Origin of the sequence: Herbidospora galbida (genome assembly GCF_005233835.1) — a bacterium.
GTDB lineage: Bacteria > Actinomycetota > Actinomycetes > Streptosporangiales > Streptosporangiaceae > Herbidospora > Herbidospora galbida.
In genome coordinates this window covers 1-13,775 of the sequence record NZ_SZQA01000082.1, presented here as the reverse complement: position 1 = coordinate 13,775, position 13,775 = coordinate 1, and the positions used below count along the sequence as shown (strand labels likewise).

At 71.1% G+C, this 13,775-nt stretch carries 12 protein-coding genes; 8 read left to right on the top strand and 4 right to left on the bottom strand.

The annotated features are described in order from the left end of the window. From FDA94_RS38290 to FDA94_RS38255, 8 genes are all read left to right on the top strand, one after another. A partial coding sequence (locus FDA94_RS38290) for an N-acetylneuraminate synthase family protein (RefSeq protein ID WP_246060383.1) occupies positions 1-948 on the top strand: 948 nt, incomplete at its 5' end. Further along, positions 945-1,883: a glycosyltransferase family 2 protein gene (locus FDA94_RS38285; RefSeq protein ID WP_137251911.1), complete on the top strand. Its 939-nt coding sequence runs from the start codon at positions 945-947 to the stop codon at positions 1,881-1,883. The genes FDA94_RS38290 and FDA94_RS38285, both read left to right, overlap by 4 nt. Continuing rightward, complete coding sequence (locus FDA94_RS38280; protein ID WP_137251910.1) at positions 1,880-3,163, top strand: polysialyltransferase family glycosyltransferase; 1,284 nt, start codon at positions 1,880-1,882, stop codon at positions 3,161-3,163. The genes FDA94_RS38285 and FDA94_RS38280 overlap by 4 nt, the downstream gene beginning before the upstream one ends. Positions 3,164-3,233: 70 nt before the next feature. After that, positions 3,234-4,568 (top strand): CHAP domain-containing protein, encoded by a 1,335-nt coding sequence (locus FDA94_RS38275; RefSeq protein ID WP_137251909.1) that lies wholly within the window; start codon positions 3,234-3,236, stop codon positions 4,566-4,568. Between the two features lie 140 nt (positions 4,569-4,708). Further along, positions 4,709-5,584, top strand: a complete 876-nt coding sequence (locus FDA94_RS38270; protein ID WP_137251908.1) for a GerMN domain-containing protein — start codon at positions 4,709-4,711, stop codon at positions 5,582-5,584. Between the two features lie 76 nt (positions 5,585-5,660). Beyond that, positions 5,661-6,167, top strand: a complete 507-nt coding sequence (locus tag FDA94_RS38265; protein ID WP_137251907.1) for a calcium-binding protein — start codon at positions 5,661-5,663, stop codon at positions 6,165-6,167. A 170-nt stretch (positions 6,168-6,337) separates the two neighbouring features. Beyond that, positions 6,338-6,700: a hypothetical protein gene (locus FDA94_RS40185; RefSeq protein ID WP_212735698.1), complete on the top strand. Its 363-nt coding sequence runs from the start codon at positions 6,338-6,340 to the stop codon at positions 6,698-6,700. Beyond that, positions 6,697-10,236, top strand: coding sequence for a caspase, EACC1-associated type (locus FDA94_RS38255; RefSeq protein WP_137251906.1), 3,540 nt, complete (start codon positions 6,697-6,699; stop codon positions 10,234-10,236). Before FDA94_RS40185 ends, FDA94_RS38255 begins: the two co-directional genes overlap by 4 nt. Here the strand turns inward: FDA94_RS38255 and FDA94_RS38250 are convergent. The 4 genes from FDA94_RS38250 to FDA94_RS38235 all read right to left on the bottom strand — a co-directional run. Beyond that, the gene (locus tag FDA94_RS38250) at positions 10,215-11,264 is read right to left on the bottom strand and encodes an MSMEG_0565 family glycosyltransferase (RefSeq protein ID WP_137251905.1); all 1,050 of its coding nucleotides are present in this window, start codon (positions 11,262-11,264) and stop codon (positions 10,215-10,217) included. The genes FDA94_RS38255 and FDA94_RS38250 overlap by 22 nt on opposite strands. Further along, positions 11,261-12,082 (bottom strand): carbon-nitrogen hydrolase family protein, encoded by an 822-nt coding sequence (locus FDA94_RS38245; protein ID WP_137251904.1) that lies wholly within the window; start codon positions 12,080-12,082, stop codon positions 11,261-11,263. Before FDA94_RS38245 ends, FDA94_RS38250 begins: the two co-directional genes overlap by 4 nt. Before the next feature lie 3 nt (positions 12,083-12,085). Continuing rightward, positions 12,086-12,910: a carbon-nitrogen hydrolase family protein gene (locus FDA94_RS38240; RefSeq protein WP_137251903.1), complete on the bottom strand. Its 825-nt coding sequence runs from the start codon at positions 12,908-12,910 to the stop codon at positions 12,086-12,088. A gap of 9 nt (positions 12,911-12,919) precedes the next feature. Beyond that, positions 12,920-13,775 (bottom strand): MSMEG_0567/sll0787 family protein (locus tag FDA94_RS38235; RefSeq protein ID WP_212735697.1); only part of this gene is annotated, 856 nt, incomplete at its 5' end.

The following is a 13,775-nucleotide window of genomic DNA, read 5'->3' as shown; positions in this document are numbered from 1 at the left end:
CTCGCCGCCCGGCCCGCCGCGCCCGCCGCCGCGCCCGCCCCGGCCCTCCGGCAGCCGCGCGCCCTCACGGTCGAGCCGAAGGCCGTCGCCATCGGCGAGAAGCTGCTCGGCACCGGCCACCCGGTCTACGTCATCGGCGAGATCGGCATCAACCACAACGGCGACGTCGAGATCGCCAAGAAGCTCATCGACGTGGCCGTCGAGGCCGGGTGCGACGCGGTCAAGTTCCAGAAGCGCACGCCGGAGATCTGCGTGCCGATGGAGCAGCGCTCGCAGATCCGGCAGACTCCGTGGGGCGAGATGACCTACATGGAGTACAAGATCCGCACGGAGTTCGGCAAGGACGAATACCAGCAGATCGCGCTCTACTGCGCCGAGAAGGGCATCGACTGGTTCGCCTCGCCGTGGGACGTCCCGTCGGTCGAGTTCCTCGAGAACATGAACGTGCTGACCCACAAGGTCGCCTCGGCCTCGATCACCGACCGCGAGCTGCTGCGCGCGCTGGCCGAGACCCGCAAGCCGATCCTGCTCTCGACCGGCATGTCGACCCTTGAGGAGATCGACGCCGCCGTCGATATCCTGGGCACGCAGAACCTGGTCATGATGCACGCCACGTCGACCTACCCGCTGCCTCCCGAGGAGGCCAACCTGCGCACGATCCAGACCCTCCGCGAGCGCTACGGCGTCCCGGTCGGCTACTCGGGCCACGAGCGCGGCCTGCAGATCTCGCTGGCGGCCGTCACCCTCGGCGCCGTCACGGTCGAGCGGCACATCACCCTCGACCGCACGATGTGGGGCTCCGACCACGCCGCCTCGCTGGAGCCGAGCGGCCTGGAGCACCTCGTCCGCGACATCCGCATCATCGAGAAGGCCCTGGGCGACGGCGTCAAGCGCGTCTTCCCCGGCGAGGAGGCCCCCCGGGCCCGCCTGCGCAGGGTGACCGTGTGATCTCGCTATCGGTGATCGTCCCGGTCCGCGACGGCGCGCCCTTCATCGCCGACGCGCTCACGTCGCTGGTGCGCAACCAGCGCGCCGACTTCGAGTACATCGTCGTCGACGACGGCTCGGCCGACGACACGGGCGCGATCACCGACGAGTTCCGCGCGGAACTCCCCGGCCTGCACCTGATCCGCAACCAGGTGCCGGTCGGGCTGGCCGACGCCCGCAACACCGGGCTGAAGCTGGCCTCCGGCCGCTACGTGACCTTCCTCGACGGCGACGACTGGATCGGCCGGGGCTACCTGGCCGACCTCGTCGCCGCGATCGAGGGTCTGGGCTGCGACTTCGTGCGCGTCGACCACGTACAGGCGACGGGCCTGAAGAGAGAGACCCACCGCGCGCCGGTCGCCCGGCGCGGGGTGGTCCTCGACCCGCGTGAGTCGATCATGCCGCCCGGCGCCAAGACGATGGTCGACTACCCCTACGCGTGGGCCGGCGTCTACCGGCGCGAGTCGCTGGGCGACCTGCTGACCTTCCCGGGCGGCCTGCACACGGCCGAAGACCGGCCGTGGATCTGGCGGCTGCACCAGCGGGCCCGCTCGTTCGCGGCGGTCTCGCTGGCCGGCGTCTTCTACCGCCGGGGCGTGCCGCAGTCGCTCACCCAGATCGGCGACGAGCGGCAGCTCCACTTCTTCGACGCCTTCGACCTGGTCTTCGAAGAGGTCGAGGAGCGGTTCCTGCCGAAGGCGGTCCGCACCTTCCTGGCCCTGCTCGACAACCACCTGGCCAACAACGAGCGGTTCACGCCCGAGATCCTGGCCAAGTTCGAGGCGCGCGGCGCCGACCGGCTCGGCCGCCTGCCCGAGGCGATGGTCAGGGAGAGCTTCGAGGACATCGAGCCCGACCGCCGGGAGTACATCGCCCGGCTCCTGGAGGTCACGTGACGCAGGTCTTCCACGCCTCACGGTTCTTCGGCGCCATGTCCCTGGCGGCGGCCATCGACGCCGGGGCCTTCGGCCCGCCGGGCTCCGCAGAGCGGGTCCTGATCGTCACCAACAACGCCCCCATCCCCGAGGCCGCGCTCGGCCTCGACGAGGCGCCCGGGTTCGGCGCGCTGCGCGACCGCTTCGACCGGATCGTCTCCTGGAACGAGATCATCGCGCCGCTGCACCCGTCCGACTGGAAGCCCCGGTCGATCGAGGCCCCGATGCTGGGCCGCCTGCTCCAGAGCGCGCTGGGCCTGGAGCACATCGAGGAGATGGTGCTGGAGTCGGTCATCGTGCCGCCCGCGCGGGCCCTGCCGGGCCTGTTCAAAGACGCCATGCTGACGATCTACTCCGACGGCCTGATGGCCCACAGCCCGACCCGCGACGTGCTCCCGGGCGAGATCTCCCAGCGCATCACCCGGCTCCTGCACCTCGACCTGGTCCCCGGGCTGACCCCTCTCCTGCTCGGCGAGTACGGCGTGCCGGCGCAGCCGCTGCCGCCGGGGGCGTTCACCGACGTCGTCGGCAGGGTCGCGGCGGCGTCGGGCCCGATGCCCGAGGGCGAGGCGATCGTGCTCGGCCAGTACCTCTCGTCGCTCGGCATCCTCACCCCCGACGAGGAGTTCAAGCTCCACGCCGACATGATCCGGGGCGTCATCGCGCACGGCCACCGCTCGATCGTCTTCAAGCCCCACCCGGCCGCAGGCCGCCGCCAGGGCCGCGAGCTGGCCCAGATCGCGGCGGGCCTGAACGCGAGCCTGACGGTCGCCCCCGACGAGGTGCCGGCCGAGGTCCTGTTCGCCGCCCGCCGCGCCCGCCTGGTGGTGAGCTGCTTCTCCACGGCCCTGATGACGGCCCGCCGCTTCTTCGGCCTCCCGGTCGCCACGGTGGGCGCCGACCTGCTGCTGGAGCGGCTGACCCCGTACGAGAACAGCAACCGCGTCCCCGTCACGATCGTCGACGCCACGATCCCCCGCCTCGACGCCGACGGCACGCTGACCGAGCCCTCGGTCGGCGACGTGCCGGGGCTGGTCGAGGCGGTCGCCTACTGCATGCAGAGCGCCGCCCACCCGGGGCTGCGGCCGGCGGCCGAGGCGTACGTCAAGGCCAACGGCCCGATGCGCTACTTCAAGAAGAAGCGCCTTGAGGCGCTGGACCTCATCGCCAAGCCCGCGCCGCCGCCCCCGCCGCCCCCGAAGACCGGCCTGGCCCGGCTGAAGCAGATCGTCAAAGGATGATCGGTTCCAGGTGATACCAAAGGGGTATTCCACACATTCTGTGACGTGAGGTTTCGGCACTCTTGCCGTTATGTCCACCCCTCTCAAACAGATCATCGCCGGCGGAATGGCCGCCGCCGGCGTGCTCGCCCCCATCGCGCCGGCCGAGGCGTCGGCGGCGGGGGCTCCGCTGAGACTCGCGGGCACGTCCTGGTTCGCCGGCGGCGGCGTGCCGGTCTGCGGCGCCAGCACGGCGACGAGCTGCGCCGGTCAACGGCACGTCGGCGGCGTCTCCTACAACTGGTGGCAGTGCGTCGAGCTGCCACAGCGCTTCTACCTGAAGCGCGGCTGGCACTCGGGCGTCTTCTCCGGCGTCGGCATCGCCTCCCAGATCTTCACCCGGGCGGCGGCGCTCGGCATGGAACGGCAGGCCAACGGCTCGATCAAGTCGATCGTGCCGGGCGACATGATCGTCATGAACCGCAGCGGCGCGGCCGGCCACGTGGTCGTGGTCGAACGCGTCACCGTCAACAAGGACGGCACCCGCAACGTCGTGACGGTCGGGCAGAACTCGCAGGTGGTGCGCAATCCGATGCGCTGGCACGGCGGGCGGCTCGACTCGTTCTGGGCGTCGTACAGCGTCGCGGGGGTCGTCCACGCGAAGAAGAACATGGGGATCCTGTCGACGGACGGCGGCCCGGCCGACTACCCGGCGCTGGTGAACGGCGGCGGCGCCCGGCCGTTCGGCGCGGGCTACCTGTCGGTGACCTCCACCGGCCAGGTGTTCGGCGGCCTGCCCGGCGCGGCCCCCACGCCGGCCTCCACGGTGACGGGCCGGATCACCGACGCCGCCGTGACGCCGTCGGGGGCCGGCTACTGGCTGCTCTCGTCGTCGGGACAGATCTTCCCGTACGGTGACGCCGCACTCCCCGTCGCCCGCCCCGCGACCGCCCAGGGTGAGCTGGTGGCGATCGACGCGGCTCCGAACGGCTACCTGGTGACGACCTCGACGGGCCAGGTCTACGGGCCCGGCGTGTGGATCACCGCCTCGCCCGAGGGCTACAGCGGGCAGTTCGTCGACATCGAGGTGACGACGGGCGGCTACTGGCTGCTGACCTCGGCGGGACAGGTCCACCCGTTCGGCGCGGCCAAGTGGCTCGGCAACGCGACGACCTTCGAGCGCGCGATCGTGGCCATGTCGGGCACCGCGACCGGCAGGGGCTACGTGATGGTCGACGTGGCGGGCAACGTGTTCGCCTTCGGCGACGCCGAGCACCTGGGCGACCTGCCGGAGGGCTCGGCCGAGGCGGCCGACATCGCCGTCACGGCGACCGGTTACGTCATCACGACGAAGACGGGCGTCCGGCACACGTTCGGGCCGGACGCGGGGGTGACGAAGCCGGGCGCCTTCAACGGGATGTTCTGACGGAGATTGCCCGGAAGCGACATCTCCATACGGTCTGAGAACTCGTGAGCGGTTCACCGCGTCTTAAAGGTCAGTCGTTCCCGGAGCCCACCGGCTCCGGGACGGCTCGTCCTGGAACGTGACAAACCCTCGGAGAAGAAATGACCACCATGCGCTCCCTCCTCGTCAGAGCTCTGCTCGCGCCCGCCCTGCTCGCCCCCGTCGCCCTGATCCCCGCCGCCGCCCAGGCCGAGACGGTGCCGCAGCTGGTGGCGGTCAGGGCCGACCGTCACCCCGGCGTCGACCGCCTCGTCTTCGAGTTCCGCAACGGGCTGCCACCCACGCGGATCGCGGAGTACGTGCCCAAGCTGATCGCCGACGGATCGGGGCACACCGTGCCGGTCCCCGGCGCCGCCAAGCTCGCCTTACGGTTCTTCGACGCCCGGGGCCACAACGAGGCGGGCGGCTCCACCTACGGCGCGAAGCGGCGGACGTACGCGCTGCCGGGCGTCATCCAGGTCGTCAACACGGGCGACTGGGAGGCGACCCTGTCGTTCGGGGTGGGGCTGGCCAAGAAGGTGCCCTACCGGATGTACACGCTGACCAAGCCGAGCCGGATCGTCGTCGACTTCACGGTGAACTACCGCACCGTCCCGGTGAAGGCCTACTTCCTCGACCTGCCCCGCGAGCCGAAGCTCAAGGCGGTCTCGCGGCCGGTCGTCCCGCCGAGCACGGCCCACGGCGCGCTCCAGCGGCTCTTCGCCGGGCCGACGGCGGCCGAGCAGGCGGCCGGGCTGCGCTTCGTGAGCTCCGGCGCGACCGGCTACAGCAAGCTGACCGTGACCAACAAGGTCGCGCGGGTCTACCTGACGGGCAAGCCGAAGAGCGGCGGCGCCACGTTCACGATCGCCAACCACCTCAACGCGACCCTCAAGCAGTTCCCGACGGTGAAGTGGGTCAAGATCTACGACGCGGCCGGCAAGACCCAGCGGCCCGGCGGCAACAGCGACTCGATCCCCGAATCCCTGGAGCCGTGAGTATTTCTCCGCAGACGGCCACGGGCTTCCGCGGTTTCCTGGACCCCGTCAACCCAACCAGACGGGGGAAAATCACATGTCACTGGCAAAGCGTCTCATCACCGCCTTAGCGTTCGTCGCGGCCGGCCTGGTGATGGTCACAAGTCCCGCACAGGCGGCGACGGACACGTCCGTCCACGTCTCCGGGAAGACGCTCTTCATCGTCGGCACCGGCGACGGGGAGACCGTCAACGTCAGCTTCCTCAACGGGACGCTGACCGTCGACTCCACCTCGGGGATCGTCACGGGCGCCGGGTGCTTCAAGTCGGGCGCGGTGGCCCAGTGCTCCGGCACCATCCAGTTCCTGGACGTCTCGCTGCTCGGGGGCAACGACACGTTCTCCAACGGCACGGGCTTCCAGTCGACCGTGCTGGGCGGGGCGGGGCTCGACGTCCTGAACGGGGGAACGGGCCGCGACGGGCTCAACGGGGGCTCCGACGACGACATCCTGAAGGGCAACGGGGGGATCGACACGGCGAACGGGGTCGGCGGTTTCGACAAGTGCACCGCCGAGACCGAGACGGCCTGCGAGGCCGACGCCTGATCGACCGGCGAGGGTGGGTGACGGTGAAACGCCACCCACCCTCAAACTCCCCCATCTTTCACAAAACACCTTCAAATCCACATAACATCATAAATGCCATAAATTAGATTTGTCCGCCTTGCCGATCCAGACAGCTCTACAATCGCGTTCAATTACGCGAAAGGGAGCTGATGGCACCGGCACGACTGGACGTCATTTCCGCCGGCGACGAACTCCGGCGGGAGCGAGAACTGCGTTCCCTCCGCGATGTCCTCGAACGAATCGAGGGCGTCGCCATCACCTACGAGGAAACGGACATCGCGCCCCGCCCGGGAGTCAAGAGTGTTCCCGCGATGGCTGACACGGCCATCTGGCTGGCACTTTCCGGCGGCGCGGCACGTCTCGGCGCGGTCGCGATTCGCGAGTGGGCCGCCGTCCAGCGGGGGCGGAGGGTGCGGCTGACCCGAGGTGACGAGGAAATCGAGATCGAAGGTGTCATCGATCCGACCGCCGCCCGGTTGCTGGAGGAATTTCTCGGCAAGGATTCGCCGTGAGTTCCAAGCGGGCGCTCCTCGTCGGGAACTCCAAATATTCGGACGGCGCGTTTTCCGAGCTTCCCTCATGCATTGTCGACGTCTGGCAGTTCAAACAGGTGCTCGAGGAACCCGCGATCGGCGGATTCGACGACGTGCGCATCGTCACGGACACCCCGGCCGAAGGACTGCGATACGAGATCGCCGAATTCTTCGGCCAGGCCGAGCCCGACGATCTCGCGCTGCTCTACCTCACGGGCCACGGGCTGCGGCTGACCCGAACGACCGGGGAGTTCTTCTTCGTCGCCGGCGACACCGACCACCAAATGATCGAGGAGACCGCGGTCGGCGCCTCGTTCGTCAACGAGCAGATCGAACTGTGCCGGGCCGCGCAAAAGGTCGCCATCCTCGACTGTTGCAAAAGCGGGGGCTTCGCACTCGGCTTCACGACCAGGGACAGCAAGGCGGTCGACCCGGCTCCGCTGACGAGCAGAGGAGTCTACGTGCTGGCGTCCTCCGGGGCGGCGGAGGATTCCTTCGCGGGAGCGGAGGGGCGGCCCTCGGTCTTCACCGAAGAGATCATCGAAGGGCTGCGCACCGGCCGGGCTGACAACGACGGCGACGGGAACGTCTCGGTCGACGACCTGTTCTTCCATGTCGGCGACCGCTTGCGGAATCGCCCTGCGGCCACGCGGCAGACCCCGGTCGCGTCGGCCCTCGGCGTGACCGACCGCATCATCCTGGCACGCTCCGCCGCCGGACGGGCGCTCCCGCTGTTGCCGCTCCCCACCGGATTCCAGCGGGAGCACGTCAAGAGCGCCCCGGCGGAGTCGAACACCGACTGGCCCGGCCTCATCGACTACTACCTCGCCTGTCTCACCACGGACGCCACCAAATTCCCGCTGCTCACCCGCCGCGACGTCGTCGTGGTGCCCGGCGCCGAGCAAGTGCTGTGCGGAGACGACTCCTACGACGACGTCCGCGCGATCGCCCTGCCGCCGGAGGCGAAACGGTTGATCGACCAGGAGGACCACGATCTCTGGTACGGCTATCCCACGGTCGTGTTGTTGAAGGACTCCGCGGGCAAGCCACTGCGTGTCCCCGGTCTGGCGCCGCTGATGATCCAGCAGCTCGAGGCAGAACAGGGGCGCGTGACCGCGGTTGGCCCGGCCCGGCCCAATCCGCAGCTGCTCTCCCGGCTCCTCGGTGAGGAGGAGGCGGCGGCGTTCGCCGACACCTATCGGCCGACGTGGCGTCGGGGAATGCACCGCGAACTGGCCAAGGATCTCCGCCATCATCTGAGAGAACTCGGCATCGAGTGCGTGGACGAGATCCGTCCTGACCAGCTGGCACCCGGAGTTGACGTGGCCACGCCGATGGAGGGCGCGCGCAACTGCGCGGTGGTCTTCACGCTTCCCCGGGGCGAGGCGATGATCCGACAGCTCCAGGACGACCTTCGTGATGTCAAGGACAAGGCACCTCGCATCACCGACACCGCGTTGGCCACGCTGCTCGACTCCCCCCTGCCCATACCGGAGTCGCCGTGGGATCTGGTCGCGCCGCTCCCCCTCAACGAGAGCCAGCTCGAGGTCGTCACATCCGCGATGCGCGAACGGATCACGGTGGCGACCGGTCCACCGGGGACCGGAAAGAGCCAGGTGGTCGCCGACACCATCGCCACCGCGGTCTGTTCGGGCCAGCGGGTGCTCTTCGCGTCGAACAACAACCAGGCCGTCGACGAGGTCTGGCACCGCCTGGAGGCGGTGATGCCCGGAACGCTCATCCGGAGCGGGAGCAAGAAAGTTCGGGAGTCGGCCGAGAAGCCGAGCCTGAATCGTCTCCTGACGCTCCGGCCGTCGGTCAACACCGCCACGGCCACGGCCGCTCTGAGCCACGCGGGCCGAACCCTTGAGACCATGCGTGCCCAGATGGGAGAGGTGGCGGCGCTCGAACGTGACCTGCTGGAGGTCGGGCAGGCGCGTGAGGAGGCGGCGGCGAAGCTGGGCGCGGCGCCGTCCGAACTGCCGGGCGGCTGGGAATGGTGGTGGTGGAAGGCGCAGAAGGTGTCCCGGACGAGACTGCTGGGGGGATGGCGTCGGGCCCGGCTGTTCCGGCGTGCCAATCTCGGCGTGCCGGCGACCGTCGAGTCCTGCGAGGCGCTGGCCATGTACGCCCAAACACAGGTCGACTGGCGTGACCTCATCGGACGGCTACGGCGACTGCCCTCGGCGGAGACGCTTGTCGACGACCACGACGACCAGTGGAAGACGGTGGCGGAGGCCGCCAGGACCCGGCTCCAGGCCGAGGTGACCGCCTCTGCCGCGCGGGGCAGACACGCCATCACGGAGCTTCTGCAAACGGACGGCCAGGGCTGGACGAAGCTGCGCAACCTGCTGCCTTACGTACGGGGCTGGGCGGTCACCAACCAGTCGGCACGGCGACTGCCACCGGATCCGGGCCTGTTCGACCTGGTGATCATCGATGAGGCCAGCCAGTGTTCCATCGCCGGAGTGCTGCCGCTGCTGTTCCGCGCCAAACGGGCCCTGATCATCGGTGACCCCATGCAGTTGCCACACGTGTCCAACCTCGACCCGGCCCAAGAGGCCCGCCATGCCGAGAAGTCGGATTTGCATCCCGCCTGGCTGGACGGCCGCCATCTCACCTACCACCGCTACTCGGCCTACCACGCCCTGGCCATGGCGGCGGGCCGGGTCATGATGCTCGATGAGCACTATCGGTGCCATCCGGACATCGCCGGGATTTCCAACCGGCTCTTCTACGCGGACCGGCTGACCGTCCTGGTCGACGTGCACCGGCAGCGCCGGGTCGCCTCTGCCGCCATCGGCTGGCAGAACGTGCGAGGCCAGGCGCAGCCTGGACCGTTCGGATCGTGGATCAACGCCGCCGAAGCCAAACACGCCGTCGACCTCGCCCGATCGCTTGCGGCCGGCGACCCCGACCTCACCGTCGGCATCCTCACGCCCTTTCGCGGCCAGAAGGAGCTGCTGGTGCGGCTGCTCGGCCGCGACACCCGTATCCGGGCAGGAACGGCGCACACCTTCCAGGGCGGCGAATGCGACGTCATCGTGATGTCCCTCGTCGCCACAGAGAACATCAAGAAATCCACGGTGAACTGGCTGAACGCCAAGCCCAACCTGTGGAACGTGGCCATCACCAGGGCCCGCGCCCACCTCATCGTCGTGGGGGACAGGGACTACTGGACCGGCTGCGGAAACGTCGTAGGAGAACTACTGTCGTCGTCCCCGCCGGACGACGACCAACCGCTCGATCCACTGACCGGACGTCTGTACGCCCACCTGACAGGCCGGCACTCCGTGCCCGTTCAACTGCGCGTCCGGCTCGACGGTTACATCGCCGACGCCCTGTACGACCACGACCGGCTGGCCGTTCATCTGGATCGGGGCGCGCAAGACGGCGACCCGGCCCGCCATCTGCGGGTCGCGCACACTCGAGCGCGACTGCTGTCAGACCAGGCGGCGGGCCGCTCTGGCGTCAGGCTCCCGGCGTGGCAGCTCTATGAGCAAACGGTCCCGTAGAACTCCAGGTGCGCGGCAGCCGCCCGGCGCCACGTGTGCCGGGCGGCCAGCGCCCTGCCGGCCGCGACCCGCTCCGGCGACGGGACCGTCACCGCCTCCCGCAGCGCCGCGGCCAGCGACGCGGGGTCGCCGGCGAACAGGGCCGCGCCGGTGAAGACCTCGCGGAAGACCGCCAGGTCGCGGACCACCAGCGGGACCCCGGCCGCCAGCGCCTCCATCGCGGCCAGCCCGAAGCCCTCCTTCGTCGAGGGGAACGCGAACGCCGCCGCGCCCGCCACCAGGCCGGGCAGGTCGTCGTGGGGCACCGGGCCGAGTACGACCGGCGCGACGCCCAGTTCGGCGGCCCGCGACTCCCACGCCGCCCGGTAGCCCCGGTAGTCGAACAGCGTCTCCCCGCCCGCTATGACCAGCGGATACTCCGGCAGCAGGGCGTGCGCTCCGAGCAGGTCGAGGGAGCCCTTGCGGGGTTCGATGCCGCCGACGGTCAGGACGTACGTGCCGAACCGGGAGCGCCACGCAGAGCCGTCGGCGGCGGAGAACCGCGCGGCGTCCACGCCGTTGGGGATCACCGAGGCCGAGATCCCCCAGCCCTCGCGCAGTTCGGCCGCCACCGCCGACGAGACGCAGACGTGCGCGAACGGTTCGACGAGGGCGCGTTCGTGGCAGGCCGCCAGCTGGGGGGTGGTGAAGTGGTCGAGGTGGTGGACGGTCCGGACGCAGGGACCGGCCGCGTTGGCGGTGATGCAGTCCTGGGCGTGGACGACGTCGTACGCCGACGGGGTGAACGCCTCGCGCAGCAGGTCGATCGACCGCAGGACCCGCTCCCCCACCGTCTCGAAGGGCACGTCGGGGCAGTCGATGATGTGGACGGGCACCCGCACCCCCCGGTAGAACCGGCGGTCGCCGCCGCGTCCCAGCGCCCACACCTCGGCCTCCTGCCCGAGGTCGGCCAGCGCCTCGGCCAGGGCCAGGGTGTGCACGACCCCGCCGCGCGGCCGGGTCGAGTAGGTCAGCAGCGCGATCCTCATGCCCGATACGCCTCCGGCCGCCGTTCGCCGATGTGCCGCAGCACCCGCCGCGCCTGCGCGATCTCCGCGGCCACGTCGACGGAGGCCACCGCGAGGCCGGCCTTCGACCACGTCCGGGCCAGGATGTCGCCGCCCGGGCCGACCACCTTGGCCTGGCCGAGGAACCGCATGCCGCCCATCGCGCCGGTCTGGTTCGAGGAGGCCAGCACCACCTGGTTCTCGGCGGCGCGGGCGCAGTCGTACAGGTCGAACAGGCGGGACTGGCGGTCCTGGGCCATGCGCGGGGCCCGGTTGGTGATGCTGGTGGGCCAGGCCGACAGGCAGGCGACGATCTCCGCGCCGTCGAGGGCCAGCGAGCGGGCCGACTCGGGGAAGGTCTTGTCGTAGTCGATCAGCATGCCGAGCCGCCCGACCGGGGTGTCGAACGCGTCGAAGCGGTCGCCCGGCGCATAGGCGGCGATCTCCCCGGCCGGCAGGTGGACCTTGCGGTGGCGGCCGAGGACGCCGTCGCCGCTCACGCAGACGGCCGCGTTGTACCGCGACTCCCCCTCGGCCTCGCAGTAGCCGACGCACACGACCATCTCGGCGGCCAGTTCCGCGACCCGCTTGATCAGCGGGTCGTCGGGGTCGAGCGCGGGCGGCAGCGCGGCCGGGTCGGGCCGGCGCAGGTCGGCGAGGTAGCCGCCGAGGGCGGCGTCGGGCAGCACGAGCAGCCCGGCGCCCTCCTGGCGCGCGTCGGCGATGAGCTTGGCGACCCGCTGGAGGTCGAATTCCAGGTCACGGCCGAAGTGCGCGGAGGCGGCGGCGATGCGGAGCACGGGTCACGATCCTGCCGCATACGCCTCGGGACGGCGATCCCGCAGATGCCCCATCGACCGCCGCGCGGCCGTCAGGGCGCCGGGCACGTCGACGTCGCAGACCGCGAACCCGCCGTCGACGCCGGTCGCGGCGAGGATCTCCCCGCCCGGACCGACGATCTTGGCGCGGCCGACGAACCGTAGGTCGCCGAACGAGCCCGACTGGTTCGACGACACCCACACCACCTGGTTCTCCAGGGCCCGCGCCTGGTCGAACAGGTCGAACCGGCGGGTCCACCGGTCGTCGGCCAGGTCGGGCGCGGGGTCGGTGCGGCTGGCGGGCCAGGCCGACACACAGACGACGATCTCCGCGCCGTCGAGGGCCAGCGACCGGGCCGACTCGGGGAACGCCTTGTCGTAGCAGATCATCATGCCCATCCGCCCGGCCGGGGTGTCGAAGGCCGTGAAGCCGTCGCCCGCCGCGTAGCTCCGGTCCTCGCGGAGCGGCTGGTGGACCTTGCGGTGGTGGCCGAGGACGCCGTCGCCGGTCACGCAGACGACGGAGTTGAACCGCGCGTCCCCGTCGGCCTCGCAGTAGCCGGCGCAGATCACCAGGTCTCCGGCGATGCCGGCCAGGCGCCGCAGTTCCGGGCCGTCGCGGCGCAGCGCGGGCGGCCCGGCGGCCGCGCCGCCGAGGTTGGCCAGGTAGCCGCCCAGGCACGCCTCGGGGAGCGCCAGCACCGACACCCCCTCCGAGCGGGCCTTGGCGGCCAGGGCCTCGATCGTGGCGAAGCACGCCTCCAGGTCCCGGCCGAACGGGGCGGCGACGGCCGCCAGCCGAATCGTCATGCGTCCTCCTCAGGCCGTTCCGAGTCCGGTGACCGCGTCGTGTACGCCCTCCGTCACCACCCCGTCGGGCCAGCGCAGCCGCACCCCGCTCCCCACGACGAGCTCCCCGCACTCCGCCCCGACGGCGGGCCCGGCGGGCAGCGCGGGACCTCCCGCGGTGAGCATGGCGAACCCCGGGAAGCAGGTCAGCCAGTCGCCCATGGTCACCCCGGCGGGCCGGGGGACGCGCGCGGGTTCGAGCACCGCGCCGCATCCACTGGCCTCGGCCAGCATGCCCAGGGTCCCGGCGATCCCGGCCATGGACACGTCCTTGGCCGCCGCGGGCCGGGCGGCGCCCACCGCGCCGAGCATTTCGCGCAGCTCCTCGGTGGTCCGGGTGGAGGTGGAGTCCCACTGCCGGCCGGTGTAGCCGGTCCGCCACCGGCCGCCGAGGTCGGCGGTCAGCCGTACCGGATGCCCCGGACGCCCGCCCCCGCCGGGCACCGGCGACGCGGTGCGCCCGAGCGCGGTGACCGACAGCGCGGCCGGCACGCCGAGCTGGGTGTGCCCGCCGAGGACCGGCACGTCGTAGGCGCTGGACGCGCGCCGCAGCCCGGTCAGCACCCGAGCGGCGAACGAGGCGTCCCGCGCCCCGAGCGCGTCGAGCAGCCCGACCGGGGTGGCGCCCATCGCCGCGAGGTCGTTGAGGTTGACCAGCACCGAGCACCATCCGGCCCAGTCGGGGTCGCGTTCGACCATCGACGGCAGGATCGCGTCGCAGGCCGCGACGACGTCGCTGCCGGGCACCGGCGCGCCGTCGTCGCCGACCCAGCCGCGCCCGCCGGGCGCGAGCCCGCGCAGCAGCGGCCCCAGCGCGGCCTTCCCG

Coding starts and splice junctions, on each gene's coding strand:
- FDA94_RS38270 (WP_137251908.1), top strand. CDS start 4,709: ATGACCACCATGCGCTCCCTCCTCGTCAGAGCTCTGCTCGCGCCCGCC.
- FDA94_RS38250 (WP_137251905.1), bottom strand. CDS start 11,264: ATGAGGATCGCGCTGCTGACCTACTCGACCCGGCCGCGCGGCGGGGTC.
- FDA94_RS38275 (WP_137251909.1), top strand. CDS start 3,234: ATGTCCACCCCTCTCAAACAGATCATCGCCGGCGGAATGGCCGCCGCC.
- FDA94_RS38240 (WP_137251903.1), bottom strand. CDS start 12,910: ATGACGATTCGGCTGGCGGCCGTCGCCGCCCCGTTCGGCCGGGACCTG.
- FDA94_RS40185 (WP_212735698.1), top strand. CDS start 6,338: ATGGCACCGGCACGACTGGACGTCATTTCCGCCGGCGACGAACTCCGG.
- FDA94_RS38265 (WP_137251907.1), top strand. CDS start 5,661: ATGTCACTGGCAAAGCGTCTCATCACCGCCTTAGCGTTCGTCGCGGCC.